At 36.5% G+C, this 13,487-nt stretch carries 14 protein-coding genes; all 14 read left to right on the forward strand.

Annotated elements, in window-relative coordinates:
* The first annotated feature begins 3 nt into the window (after window positions 1-3).
* The 14 genes from spoVE to pgeF all read left to right on the forward strand — a co-directional run bounded on the left by spoVE (window position 4) and on the right by pgeF (window position 13,486).
* Entirely contained in the window at window positions 4-1,104 is a 1,101-nt protein-coding gene (gene spoVE, locus MHI57_RS00845) for a stage V sporulation protein E (protein ID WP_095369615.1), read from the forward strand.
* Window positions 1,105-1,380: 276 nt separating this feature from the next.
* Complete coding sequence (murG, locus tag MHI57_RS00850) at window positions 1,381-2,478, forward strand: undecaprenyldiphospho-muramoylpentapeptide beta-N-acetylglucosaminyltransferase (RefSeq protein WP_095369614.1); 1,098 nt, start codon at window positions 1,381-1,383, stop codon at window positions 2,476-2,478.
* Between the two features lie 65 nt (window positions 2,479-2,543).
* A complete protein-coding gene (gene murB, locus MHI57_RS00855) occupies window positions 2,544-3,452 on the forward strand; it encodes a UDP-N-acetylmuramate dehydrogenase (RefSeq protein WP_095369613.1) in 909 nt (302 codons plus the stop codon).
* A 162-nt stretch (window positions 3,453-3,614) separates the two neighbouring features.
* Window positions 3,615-4,415: a cell division protein FtsQ/DivIB gene (locus MHI57_RS00860; protein WP_340974452.1), complete on the forward strand. Its 801-nt coding sequence runs from the start codon at window positions 3,615-3,617 to the stop codon at window positions 4,413-4,415.
* Window positions 4,381-5,094, forward strand: coding sequence for a DUF881 domain-containing protein (locus tag MHI57_RS00865; protein ID WP_095373479.1), 714 nt, complete (start codon window positions 4,381-4,383; stop codon window positions 5,092-5,094). The genes MHI57_RS00860 and MHI57_RS00865 overlap by 35 nt, the downstream gene beginning before the upstream one ends.
* Before the next feature lie 57 nt (window positions 5,095-5,151).
* Window positions 5,152-5,883: a DUF881 domain-containing protein gene (locus MHI57_RS00870; protein ID WP_307314552.1), complete on the forward strand. Its 732-nt coding sequence runs from the start codon at window positions 5,152-5,154 to the stop codon at window positions 5,881-5,883.
* Window positions 5,883-6,245 carry a small basic family protein gene (locus tag MHI57_RS00875; protein ID WP_095369611.1) on the forward strand — a complete coding sequence of 121 codons (363 nt, stop codon included), beginning with the start codon at window positions 5,883-5,885 and terminating at the stop codon, window positions 6,243-6,245. Before MHI57_RS00870 ends, MHI57_RS00875 begins: the two co-directional genes overlap by 1 nt.
* A gap of 148 nt (window positions 6,246-6,393) precedes the next feature.
* On the forward strand, window positions 6,394-7,677 hold the full coding sequence (ftsA, locus tag MHI57_RS00880; RefSeq protein ID WP_095369610.1) for a cell division protein FtsA: 1,284 nt from the start codon (window positions 6,394-6,396) through the stop codon (window positions 7,675-7,677).
* A 157-nt stretch (window positions 7,678-7,834) separates the two neighbouring features.
* The gene (gene ftsZ, locus MHI57_RS00885; protein WP_095369609.1) at window positions 7,835-9,001 is read left to right on the forward strand and encodes a cell division protein FtsZ; all 1,167 of its coding nucleotides are present in this window, start codon (window positions 7,835-7,837) and stop codon (window positions 8,999-9,001) included.
* Between the two features lie 370 nt (window positions 9,002-9,371).
* Complete coding sequence (gene spoIIGA, locus MHI57_RS00890) at window positions 9,372-10,292, forward strand: sigma-E processing peptidase SpoIIGA (protein WP_095369608.1); 921 nt, start codon at window positions 9,372-9,374, stop codon at window positions 10,290-10,292.
* A gap of 38 nt (window positions 10,293-10,330) precedes the next feature.
* On the forward strand, window positions 10,331-11,050 hold the full coding sequence (gene sigE, locus MHI57_RS00895) for an RNA polymerase sporulation sigma factor SigE (protein WP_095369607.1): 720 nt from the start codon (window positions 10,331-10,333) through the stop codon (window positions 11,048-11,050).
* Between the two features lie 145 nt (window positions 11,051-11,195).
* Window positions 11,196-11,975 (forward strand): RNA polymerase sporulation sigma factor SigG, encoded by a 780-nt coding sequence (gene sigG / locus MHI57_RS00900; RefSeq protein ID WP_095369606.1) that lies wholly within the window; start codon window positions 11,196-11,198, stop codon window positions 11,973-11,975.
* Between the two features lie 354 nt (window positions 11,976-12,329).
* Window positions 12,330-12,608 carry a YlmC/YmxH family sporulation protein gene (locus tag MHI57_RS00905; RefSeq protein ID WP_095369605.1) on the forward strand — a complete coding sequence of 93 codons (279 nt, stop codon included), beginning with the start codon at window positions 12,330-12,332 and terminating at the stop codon, window positions 12,606-12,608.
* A gap of 59 nt (window positions 12,609-12,667) precedes the next feature.
* The gene (pgeF, locus tag MHI57_RS00910; RefSeq protein WP_095369604.1) at window positions 12,668-13,486 is read left to right on the forward strand and encodes a peptidoglycan editing factor PgeF; all 819 of its coding nucleotides are present in this window, start codon (window positions 12,668-12,670) and stop codon (window positions 13,484-13,486) included.
* Window position 13,487: the final 1 nt, after the last annotated feature.

Raw genomic sequence — 13,487 nt, forward strand, 5'->3', positions numbered from 1 at the left:
ACTTTGCCAACTAAAAAAGCCACTCCAGATATGATATTAATTATTGTTACGCTCATGCTCTTAGCTGTTGGACTAACGATGGTTTATAGTGCCAGTGCCATTTGGGCAGATTACAAGTTTGATGACGCTTTTTTCTTCGCGAAAAGGCAGTTACTATTTGCAGTTGTGGGTTTAGTAGCCATGTTCTTTCTTATGAATGTCGATTATTGGACATGGAGAACATGGGCAAAAGTCATCATCATTGTTTGTTTTGTGTTGCTATTATTAGTATTAATACCTGGTATAGGAAATGTTAGAAATGGATCAAGAAGTTGGATAGGGGTTGGTGCATTCTCTATTCAACCTTCCGAGTTTATGAAACTAGCGATGATTGCTTTTCTCGCTAAGTTCCTTTCCGAAAAACAGAAACTCATTACCTCATTTAAGAAGGGGTTAGTACCTTCATTAGGTCTAGTATTTCTTGCTTTCGGCTTAATCATGTTACAGCCTGATTTAGGCACGGGAACTGTAATGGTAGGGACTTGTATTGTAATGATATTTGTGTCAGGTGCAAGAATTAAACATTTCGCATTTTTAGGTTTAATCGGTATAGGAGGCTTTGTTGCTTTAGTGCTCTCTGCTCCTTATCGAATCAAAAGAATTACTTCCTTCTTAGATCCTTGGCAGGACCCTTTAGGAAGTGGATTTCAAATTATACAATCTCTTTATGCAATTGGTCCAGGTGGATTATTCGGTTTAGGTTTAGGAGAAAGCAGACAGAAATTCTTCTATTTACCAGAACCACAAACAGATTTTATTTTTGCTATATTATCTGAGGAATTAGGTTTTATAGGGGGCACATTCGTGATTTTACTATTCGCTCTTCTTTTATGGAGAGGAATTAGAGTAGCGCTTGGTGCACCAGATTTATATGGTAGTTTTTTGGCAGTAGGAATTATCGCCATGGTTGCCATACAAGTAATGATTAATATTGGAGTAGTCACTGGTTTAATGCCAGTAACCGGGATCACTTTACCATTCTTAAGTTATGGAGGTTCTTCATTGACCCTTATGTTAATGGCAATTGGTGTGCTACTTAATATTAGTCGGTATTCTCGTTATTAATGAAACCCATTTTAGGGTTTCTTTTTTTGCTGATAGGAAAATCGCAAATTAAAAAAGAATATATAGTTAAAGCTTCAATTATGTGGTATTACTTGGTTTAATTTGTTAGTGTAGAACATTCATTTATTTCAAAAGGGAAAGAGATTTTCCAAATTCATTACATTTGCATGACATTGTAGGTTATCATTTCTTCCTTTCAGTGCAAATATAGTAGAATAGGATAAAGTAAGACTAGTAAACAGTAAGGAAACTAACAGCTTTGTTTGAGGTGAAAGCATGAAAATTGCATTAAGTGGTGGTGGCACAGGTGGACATATTTACCCTGCGCTTGCCTTAATTCGAGAAATTCAAAAGCAAGATAAAAACGCAGAATTCTTATACATAGGTACTAAAAATGGGCTAGAGGCATCGATTGTTCCTCGTGCTAATATACCTTTTCAGTCAATTGAAATTTCAGGATTTAAAAGAAGCTTATCTTTAGATAATGTGAAAACGATTTGGCGGTTCTTAAAAGGTGTTCAAGAAAGTAAAAAAATGTTGAAGGAATTTCAGCCAGATGTCGTAATTGGTACAGGTGGTTATGTATGTGGGCCAGTTGTATACGCTGGTGCCAAGTTGGGGGTTCCAACAATCATTCATGAACAAAATAGTGTACCTGGTTTAACAAATAAGTTCCTTAGTAAATATGTTGATAAAGTAGCTGTATGCTTTGATGAAGCTGTGGCAAGCTTTCCTAAAGGAAAGGTAGTTATGACGGGTAATCCCAGAGCAACAGAAGTGCTTGGACAAAATGCCATTAATGGTAAATTATCTGTGGGTCTAGATCCAGCTAAACCATCTGTTTTGATTTTCGGTGGTAGTAGGGGAGCAAGGCCGATTAATGATGCCGTGTTAAAAACATTTACACAGTTAGCATCTAGGCCGTATGAAGTATTATATATCACCGGTGAGGTCCATTATGAAAGTGTAAAGAAAGAGGCTGAATTGGCTGGAAATCCCGAAAATATCAAAATCAAGCCTTTTATTCATAATATGCCAGAAGTATTAGCGGGAACGGACCTTGCTGTAACAAGAGCAGGGGCAACAACCCTAGCTGAATTAACGTCATTAGGCATCCCAAGTATATTAATACCAAGCCCATATGTTACGAATAATCATCAAGAAAAGAACGCGAGAGCATTAAGCGACCATGGCGCAGCAGAATTACTCCTAGAAGGAGATTTGAGTGCGAATAAATTAATTGAATCGATTGACCGGATTTTATTAGATGAGGACAAAATTGTCGCAATGAAATCTGCTGCAAAGAAGATAGGCGTCCCAGATGCAGCCGATCGGTTATATAATGTCATGAAAAAATTAATGAAAGACAAGTAGTAATGTAGCCCATTCTTGATGGTATTAGCATAATATAGAATGACGATACAGAGAGGGCGGATGTTATGCAGAGCGTATTTAGTAAGTTGAAAAACGCTATAAATGGAACGGTGAAAGAAAAAGAACCGCTTGCTTATCATACAACGATGAAAATCGGTGGACCTGCCGATATTTTTATTGAACCTAGGACAATAGAAGATTTGCGTAAAGCGATGGATGTTATTGTCTCGCATAAAATGAAATGGACTGTCATAGGAAGAGGCTCTAATTTATTAGTAGCTGATGATGGCATTGAGGGAGTAGTTATTAAATTCGGTAAAGGCTTTGCCCACCTCGAACTAGAACAGGAACTCCTAAGGGTCGGTGCAGGATACCCCCTTGTAGCATTAGCTACAAAAGTGAGTAAACAAGGGTATGCAGGGCTAGAATTTGCAAGTGGAATTCCTGGTTCTGTTGGTGGAGCAGTCTTTATGAACGCAGGTGCACATCAATCGGATATCGCAACTATTCTTGAGAAAGCGTATATCCTTTTTCCGAATGGTGAAATGCACTGGTTAACAAACGAAGAAATGAAATTTTCGTATCGTACGTCTATTTTACAAAAAGAACGACCTGGCATTGTTGTTGAAGCGATTTTTCGCTTAGTGCAAGGAGAGAAAGAAGCGATTATTGATAGGATGTTACGTAATAAGGCTTATCGAAAAGAAACACAACCATGGGATTCCCCTTGTGCAGGGAGTATTTTTAGAAATCCACTACCACATCATGCTGGTCAGCTGATTGAAGCAGTTGGTTTAAAGGGACATTCACTGGGAGGCGCCCAAATCTCGCCAATGCACGGGAATTTTATCGTGAATAGTAATCAGGCAACTGCTGAAGATGTTTTGGGTCTGATTCAACATGCGAAGGATACGGTATTAGCAGAGAAGGGCATAGCATTGCAAACAGAAGTTGAAATAATTGGGCGTAAGTAGCGAAAAAGACCAACTTCCATTCCAATTATTGTGATATAATCATTCAATAGAATGATGATAAGTGAATAAAGATTTAGGTATATTATCTCATTATGTTAATATATTAGTTTAATTAACCGAAAATAAGGATATATGCTGTGAGTAACGATGTACGAGGTGATGATGCTGGAACAAGGAAAAATAGTATCCATAGAAGATAGAATTCCTAAATTAAAACAGCAGAGAAAAAAGAAAGCGAACCGTAGACTCATTTTCCTACTTATTTTCTTTTTATTTCTGATTGCCTTAGTAGTTTATTTCCAGTCACCGTTGAGCAATATAAAAGCAATTAAAGTATCAGGTAACACTGTCTTCAGCAATGAAACGATTGTAGATCAAAGTGGATTAACTGAAGATATGAATATATGGAAAGTTGATGAAGCTGAGATTGAGCAAGTGCTTTTAAAACTACCAGAAATGAAAGAGGTAAAAGTAGCAACTGAGTTTCCAAATACAGTCGTTATTTCGGTGAAAGAACATAAACGAGTAGCTTATATTATGGAAGGTGAGGATTATATACCCGTTCTTGAAAACGGTAAAACTCTCTCAGTAAAAGGTGAAAGTGAGTTCCCAGCCAGTGCACCTATTTTATTTCAATTTTCTGAAGGAAATGTGTTAGAGAAGATGATTGTGTCTCTTGGTCAATTACCAGAAGAAGTTCGTAATTCAATTTCAGAAATACACGCGACACCTAAAGAAACAGATAAAGAGGCAATTACGCTATACATGAATGATGGGTATGAAGTAATCGCTACATTAGCTACCTTTGTCGATAAAATGTCTCATTACCCGGCAATCGTCGCTCAACTTGATCCCGAAGTAAAAGGAATTATTGATTTGGAAGTGGGCTCTTACTTTAAGCCTTATGGCGAAGGGGGAGCTAATGAGAATGAAAAAGAACAAGAAGAGGAAGTTGAAGAATAATCAGGTTATCTTTTCACTTGTTTTCATTGGATTAGGTTTTCTAATTGCTTATTCCTTTCAATTGGCGAAAGATACAAAGGGTGACAGTAGTATAACGAGTAACCAGTGGGAGAGGGATCAGCAATTAAGACGTGAATTGATTGATTTGGAAGAAAAAAATCTTAGCCTTCAACAAGAATTGTACAAGTCACAAGATGCTCTGCAAAAAATAGAAAAAGAATTCTCTCAAGATGAGCAAGTATATAGTAATCTTGCCGAGGATGCCGATAAATATCGAATGTATTTGGGCAAAGTCAAAGTGAGTGGCCCTGGTGTAAATGTCACTCTCTTGGACGGGGAATACAATCCTCAAGCCGATTCAGCGAATAATTACATCGTACATGAACATCATGTGTTTCAAGTTATTAATGAGTTATACATTGCCGGTGCTTCAGCTGTCGCCATTAATGGTCAGCGCTTAACGCATTCCTCTTATATTGTCTGTAACGGACCAGTCATTGAAGTGGACGGGAAGCAACACCCAGCCCCATTTGTTATATCTGCGATTGGAGATGCGGATGTTCTCACATCGGCACTAAATATTGCTGGCGGTGTTAAAGACTTACTTGTCAATGAAAATATTCAGTTTTCATTAGAGAGTAAATCAGAAATCATAATGGACCCGATAATTGGTAGTTAGTGCTTTTTCTATCATGATAGGTATAATAATTGATGGAAAAAGAAGATAGGTGAAACGATGAACAAAAAGCAATGGGGTTTTACGATAATTACAGTCTTAATTGGTGTCATGCTAGCCATTCAGTTTAAAACGGTCAAGAATACAGATGTAAGAGATACAAGAGATACATGGCAATTGCGGGAAGATCTGCAAAATGAGGAAGCATTACGGCTTGAGTTGCTAGAGGAAATCAGATCACAAGAAGAAAAAATAGCGCAATATGAAAATAATATAGCTGCTAATAAGGAAGAGATTCTGAGAACAACATTGGATGAGCTCAAAACAGAAGTAGGGTTGACAGAAAAATCAGGTCCAGGTTTGATTTTAACGATACAACCTATTGCTGAGGAATTGATTATCGGCTCACAAGTGGGCAAGGTCACACCCGATTTATTGAAGAGGTTATTAAATGAACTCAACCGTTATGGTGCGAAAGAAGTAGCAATCGGTGGTCATCGGGTAATCAACTCTACTGTGATAAGAGATATTAATAATATAACTAAAATAGATGGTTATTCTATTCAGGCCTTACCGTTAGAATTGAGGGTTATTGTAGAAAATGAGCAGGATGCGGAACAAATGTATAAAAGAATGCAAGTTTCTAAATCTATAGAAGACTTTTTTATAGAAAATTTAACACTCGATATACAACTAGCGGAAAATGAGATTACTGTACCAGCCTACAATGAACCAATTCAAATGACTGATATGAAGGAGGCGGGCAAGAAGAGCGAAGGAGGACATTCATAATGTGGCTACCCATCTTAGGTTTATTTATCGGGTTGTTTATCGGGTTTATGACAGATTTTCAAATTCCTGATGAATACGCCAATTACTTATCAATCGCTATTCTTGCTGCACTTGATACACTTTTTGGTGGTATTAGAGCCCATTTACAAGATGTGTATAGTGAAAAGATCTTTGTATCCGGATTTTTCTTTAATATTATGCTTGCAGCAGGTCTTGCTTTTCTAGGGGTTCATCTTGGTGTAGACTTATATTTAGCAGCTGTATTTGCCTTCGGTGTGAGGTTATTTCAAAACATCGCTGTTATTCGAAGGATTTTATTAGCCAGGTGGACAAGTAAGAATGAAAATTTAGAAAAAAATTGATTTTAAAAAAGGGAATAGTTTAGTTTTGACGAATAATTTTATTAATATCAAATTTGGTTTATCAGTTTAATATATAAAGGTTTTATAATGAAAACTGCAAGAGTAAGTAACTAAAAAAGTAGACTCGCAAAAAGGGAGGTGCCACAGAATGAACAGCAATGAAATATATGTCAGCCTTGACATCGGTACATCCAGTGTAAAAGTAATCATTGGTGAGATGGTCAATGATTCTTTAAACATTATTGGTGTTGGCAATGTAGCTTCCGAAGGATTAAGAAAGGGCTCCATTGTTGATATAGATGAAACCGTTCATTCTATTAGAAGAGCAATTGAACAAGCTGAAAGAATGATTGGCATGGAGATTAGAAGAGTGATAGTAGGTATCACTGGTAACCATGTTATGCTTCAGCCTTCTCACGGTGTAGTCGCCGTGTCAAGTGAAAATAAGGAAATCTCAGATGATGATGTAGCGCGTGTGATGGATGCTGCCCAAGTGGTATCAGTGCCACCTGAGAGAGAAATTATTGATGTTATTCCAAGGCAATTTATTGTAGATGGATTAGATGAAATCAATGATCCAAGAGGTATGATTGGTGTAAGGTTAGAAATGGAAGGTACCATCATAACCGGATCTAAAACTTTATTACATAATACGCTTAGATGCGTTGAACGCGCAGGCCTAGAAATTATGGATATTACCCTTCAGCCGTTAGCAGCAGGTGCTTTCGCCTTATCGAAAGATGAGAAAAACTTAGGTGTGGCACTTGTTGATATAGGTGGTGGTTCAACAACGATTGCTATTTTTGAAAATGGGGTACTAAAGGATACAAGTGTATTGCCTGTTGGAGGAGAACATATCACTAAAGACTTATCGATTGGTTTACGAACTTCAACTGAAGATGCTGAAAAAATTAAGATAAAACATGGGTATGCTTTTTATGATCATGCTTCAGAGGAAGAGGTATTTAGTGTACCAATTATCGGCAGTGATCAACATCAGCAATTTAATCAGCTAGAAATAGCAGATATTATTGAAGCAAGAATGGAAGAAACCTTTGATCTTATTCAACATGAGATAAGAAGGCTAGGGGCATCAGACCTTCCAGGTGGTTATGTCTTATGTGGAGGGGTTGCAAATACGCAAGGGGTATTAGAACTTGCTCAAGTGGTCTTCCAGAATAGAGTGAGAATAGCCGTACCTGATTATATTGGGGTTAGAGAACCACAATATTGTACAGCAGTTGGCTTAATACAGTTTGCATATAAAAATGCAAAGATACAAGGAAAGAACATGGAGGCAATTGTCGATCAGCCTGAAGCAAATGAAAAGAGAACACAAAAGCAAACACAGCCGAAGAAAAGCACAGAAAAAGAGCCGGAACAAAAAGTGACATCAAGAGTTAAAAAGTTCCTTGGATACTTTTTCGAGTAGCAAAAACAAAACATTGTATTGTAATAGATTAATAGCAAGGCAGATTGTAAATTTACAGTAGATGTGAGTTAGCTATTAAACAGTTAATCATCAAGATAAATGAGCGAATCGAAAAAAAGGTGTTCTTAGGAATATCGACGAATTAGGAGGATTTGTCATGTTGGAATTTGATACGAATTTAGATTCATTAGCAACGATAAAAGTAATTGGAGTTGGTGGCGGAGGAAATAACGCCGTTAACCGCATGATTGAGCATGGTGTACAAGGTGTTGAATTTATTGCAGTGAATACAGATGCTCAAGCGCTAAACCTATCCAAAGCCGAAGTGAAGATGCAAATTGGTGGTAAATTGACAAGAGGACTCGGTGCAGGTGCCAATCCAGAAGTAGGAAAAAAGGCAGCTGAAGAAAGTAAAGAGCAAGTAGAAGAAGCATTAAAAGGTGCAGATATGGTATTTGTTACTGCTGGAATGGGCGGAGGAACAGGTACAGGTGCTGCTCCTGTTATAGCTCAAATCGCACGTGATTTAGGTGCTTTAACAGTGGGTGTTGTGACAAGACCTTTTACATTTGAAGGTCGTAAACGTTCTACTCAAGCAGCTGGTGGAATAGCTTCTATGAAAGATGCTGTGGATACATTGATTGTTATCCCTAATGATCGTTTATTAGAAATTGTAGATAAAAGTACACCGATGCTTGAAGCATTCCGTGAAGCAGATAATGTTCTTCGCCAAGGTGTTCAAGGTATTTCAGATTTGATTGCCACACCTGGTTTGATTAACTTGGACTTCGCTGATGTAAAAACAATTATGTCCAATAAAGGTTCTGCACTTATGGGAATCGGATTAGCTGCAGGAGAAAATCGAGCAGCAGAAGCTGCCAAGAAGGCCATCTCTTCTCCATTATTAGAAAAGTCTATTGATGGTGCGCAAGGGGTTCTAATGAATATTACAGGCGGATCAAACTTAAGCTTGTATGAAGTACAAGAAGCAGCAGATATTGTTGCATCAGCATCAGATCAAGATGTTAATATGATCTTTGGTTCTGTTATCAATGAGGATTTGAAGGATGAGATTGTTGTAACAGTTATCGCGACTGGCTTCAATGAAGAAGTTATTCAAACAAAGCCTTCAAAGCCTGCATTCGGCCAGAATAAAGGAAATGTTGGTGTCGGATCACAGGTGCAAAAGCGTGAAACGTATCGTGAACGTGAGCGGGAAGAAGCTGCCACACATGAGCAGCCATCAAGGAATACAGCAAAGGAACACCCAGAAGATACATTAGATATCCCAACATTTTTAAGAAACCGTAACCGCAGAAGATAATTCAATTTGTGTAAGAAAGCCAATGTCCTTAAGTTTAAGGACATTGGCTTTTTTTTGTTTTAAAAGAAGAATGCCCCACAAATATATGTACGATTAGTAAAATACTATTCTATATTTATGTTAATCAAAGATAAGAACTCTCTAAAAAGTTAGTAACATTAAAAACTTCCCCATTTTCGTCATTTTCCCCACGTGAGACAGACCGCAAAAAACTGACAAAAAAAGAAAAGAATAGTGAAAATTTCTGCTGTTTTACCAACAGAAAGTGACATCTTTATCTTGATGAATAGGCTATACTTTTTTTAGCACATCAATAAGACAGCCACCCATAAGAATATACATTGTTAGTTTTAGGGGGGAAGAAGGCAGATTGGCCATTTATTTAGATATTATTTGGGCATTAAATTTGTTGTTTGATAGTCTTCTCCTATATTTAACGTCTATTCTTCTGAAAATCGAAGTTAAATTATGGAGAATAGCCACAGGAGGTTTGGTAGGCTCAATAATAATCTTATTATCCATTACACCGATTCATGCATACTCCAGTCATCCAATAGGTAAGTGGTTATTTTCTATTTTCATGGTTTTTATTGTATTTGGTTTTAGAAGATTAACTTTTTTTATTAAAGCGTTAAGTACATTTTATGCAGTAACCTTTTTAATCGGTGGTAGTTTAATTGCTGTTCATTATTTTATTCAATTTGATTTAGATCTAACATCAACCGTGATGCTTGCATCCGTAAAGGGCTTTGGTGACCCTATTAGCTGGCTATTCGTATTATTAGGTTTCCCTATTGCCTGGCATTTTTCAAAGAAAAATTATGATTCTATTGAAATGACCAAGATCAATTATGAGTCGAATGTAAATGTGCAAATTCAACTAAAAGGCGAAACCTATGAGTTCCAAGGTCTAATAGATAGTGGTAATCAGCTTTACGATCCATTAACAAGAGTACCTGTGATGATTGTTTCGATTGACCAGCATAAAGAGTCTTTTCCAGAAGCGATTACAACAATGGCAAAAGATCCAGATGGTGCGATAGAAGGCAGGTGGGAAATCCCGAACGATTGGATGTCAGTTGTCCGAGTGATCCCTGCAAAAGTGGTCGGTAACGATAATCAAATGCGACTTGCCCTCAAACCAGAGAAGATTACTTTGGTTAAAGATAATGAAGTCATTGCAGTGGATAAAGGGTTAATTTCATTTACTATGCAAAAATTGTCCCCAGAGAATCGCTTTCAATGTATTGTACATCCAAAAATGTTAACAGGTGCAAAGAAGGTTAGTTAAAGTGCATGAGAAATAAACCATTATAGGGAGGAGAAAGAGTGCGTAAACTTAAATTTCGCTTATCATATTATTGGTATAAGCTTTTAATGAAATTAGGTTTAAAGACAGATGAAATATATTATATAGGTGGTAGCGAAGCTCTTCCCCCGCCACTTAGTAAAGAAGAAGAAGCAATATTGTTAAACAAGCTTCCTAAAGGAGATCAAGCAGCAAGGTCAATTTTAATTGAACGGAATTTGCGTTTAGTAGTGTATATTGCCCGCAAGTTTGAGAATACAGGCATTAATATTGAAGATCTCATTAGTATAGGAACAATTGGCTTAATAAAGGCAGTTAATACTTTTAATCCGGAGAAAAAAATCAAACTGGCTACATATGCCTCACGATGTATTGAAAATGAGATATTAATGTATTTACGTAGAAATAACAAAATTCGCTCGGAAGTTTCGTTTGATGAACCACTTAATATTGATTGGGATGGGAATGAATTATTATTATCAGATGTTCTTGGCACAGAGGAAGATATAATCACTAAGGATTTAGAAGCAAATGTCGATAAAAAGCTCTTAATCAAAGCACTTCATCAATTATCTGATAGAGAAAAACAGATCATGGAATTGCGTTTTGGACTTGGTGAGGATGAGGAAAAAACACAAAAAGATGTTGCTGATATGCTTGGGATTTCTCAATCCTATATTTCAAGATTAGAAAAAAGAATCATTAAACGTTTGAAAAAAGAATTCAATAAAATGGTGTAAAAAAATTTTTTTCGTCGTTGAAATATCTGTTAAATAAAGGATATTTCTTTTTTTTGCAATTTATGCGCATTTTTCTTGTGCATATTTTTCCTTCTCGCGGAGATACTGATTTTTGTACAGCAGCTCCTGTGAGGAGGGAATGGGATTGACTCGAAATAAAGTAGAAATTTGCGGAGTAGATACATCAAAGCTTCCAGTACTAAAGAACGAAGAAATGAGAGCACTCTTCAAGCAAATGCATAATGGAGATACATCAGCAAGGGAGAGCCTAGTAAATGGGAACCTCCGACTCGTTTTAAGTGTCATTCAACGGTTTAATAATAGGGGTGAATTTGTTGATGACTTATTTCAAGTTGGCTGTATCGGTCTTATGAAATCTATTGATAATTTTGATTTAAGCCAAAATGTAAAATTCTCCACTTATGCTGTTCCTATGATTATTGGAGAAATCCGTAGATATTTACGCGATAATAATCCAATAAGGGTATCTCGTTCCTTACGTGATATCGCCTATAAAGCCTTGCAGGTAAGAGAACGCCTAATGAGTAAAACTTCAAAAGAACCAACAGCTGAAGAGATTGCGAAAGAGTTGGATATTCCGCATGAAGAAATTGTTTTCGCCCTTGATGCAATACAAGATCCTGTATCACTTTTTGAGCCTATTTATAATGACGGCGGCGACCCAATCTTTGTAATGGATCAACTCAGTGATGAAAAGAATAAGGATATTCAATGGGTGGAAGAACTTGCACTAAAAGAAGGCATGAGACGCCTGAATGATCGAGAAAAAATGATATTACGCAAAAGGTTTTTTCAAGGAAAAACACAAATGGAAGTTGCTGAAGAAATTGGTATTTCTCAGGCTCAGGTCTCACGCTTAGAAAAAGCAGCTATTAAACAAATGAATAAAAATATTCAAAGCTAATATGCCAGGAGAGTTTGACACAAATGTGTTAAGCTCTTTTTTTATATAGATGTGAGTGCTAATCCAAAAAAGATCCTTCTGTTAGAGCTTGCATAGCATAAGAGGAAATGTAAGAAATCTCATAGAAAATACACACAAATAGGTAAAACTGGATACAAATATTTGTTTTATATAAACGGACAAAAGCAGAAGAACTATTACGCAAAAAAGTAGGATACACCTACAATAAATGCTTGCTTGACAAATATTATAAGTAAACATCTTGAGATCCACTTAGTCTCAAATCACACCAAATATGAACTCGGTATTTTTAATCTTTCTCAACATATATTGTATTAAAAGGAGGCGTTTAAAATGATGAGGATCTCAAGCTTTCAAATGAAAGATGTTATTAATGTTGCAGATGGTAAGAAGTTAGGATTTATTAGTGATATTGATATCGATGTAGCAACTGGGAAAATAGACTGTATTTTCATTAGTCAACAAAACAAAATGCTTCCTTTTTTTAATAAGCTGGAGGATATTGTGATTGAATGGGGCGATATTTTAAAGATTGGGGAGGACGTGATCCTTGTCCGTTTTCCTCATCAATATCAATTAAATGAACCAAAAGAAGAATATAGCAATCGATAGTTATAGCTGTAAACCTTAATCGCAATATGGTAAACTAAAGAAAAAAATGGGGAAAGTGTATGGAGCCATTTCAATTAACGAATGAAAAATATTTGATTATAAAACATTGGTTTGAAAAATATGGACTTACCTGTGGGTTTACAACTAAAAATGATGGGTATAGTGACAAAGCTTACACATCGCAAAACTTTGGCTTTCATGTAGGTGACCAACAAGTGCATGTTATTCAAAATCGAATAGCATTAGCACAAGAATTACAATTTCCGTTAGAGAATTGGGTGGGAGCAGAACAAACTCATGGTGTTCATATTGAATATGTTCAAACTAAAGATAGAGGTAAGGGCGCAAAAGAGTATGATACATCATTTGCTGCTACAGACGCCTTGTTTACAGATGAAAAAGATTTATTATTAACCATGTGTTACGCAGACTGTATTCCCCTATATTTCTTTCATCCAAAGAGTCAGCATATGGCTGTTGCTCATGCAGGATGGAAAGGGACGGTCTTTGAAATCGCTAAAAATGCGATTGATGCCTTCCGTGAAAAAGGAATTCATCCACAAGAGGTCGAAGTTGTTATAGGCCCGGGTATATGTCGTTCTTGTTATATTGTAGATAATTATGTAATTAACAAAGTGAACGATTGCCTAGGAGAAATAGCTCCTAGTGTATATAATGAAATAGCTAAAGGTCAATATCAATTAGATTTAAAACGATGTAATCAGCTCATATTGCAGAAATATGGTGTTTTACGAGATAATATTCATACTACTGAATATTGTACAAGCTGTCATGAATCCTTGTTTTTTTCACACCGAAGAGATGACGGAAAAACGGGTAGATTGATGAGCTTTATTGGTTTGCGTGAGGAGGAATAGC

The organism is Cytobacillus sp. FSL K6-0129 (genome assembly GCF_038007625.1).
Classification (GTDB): Bacteria; Bacillota; Bacilli; order Bacillales; family Cytobacillaceae; genus Cytobacillus; species Cytobacillus kochii.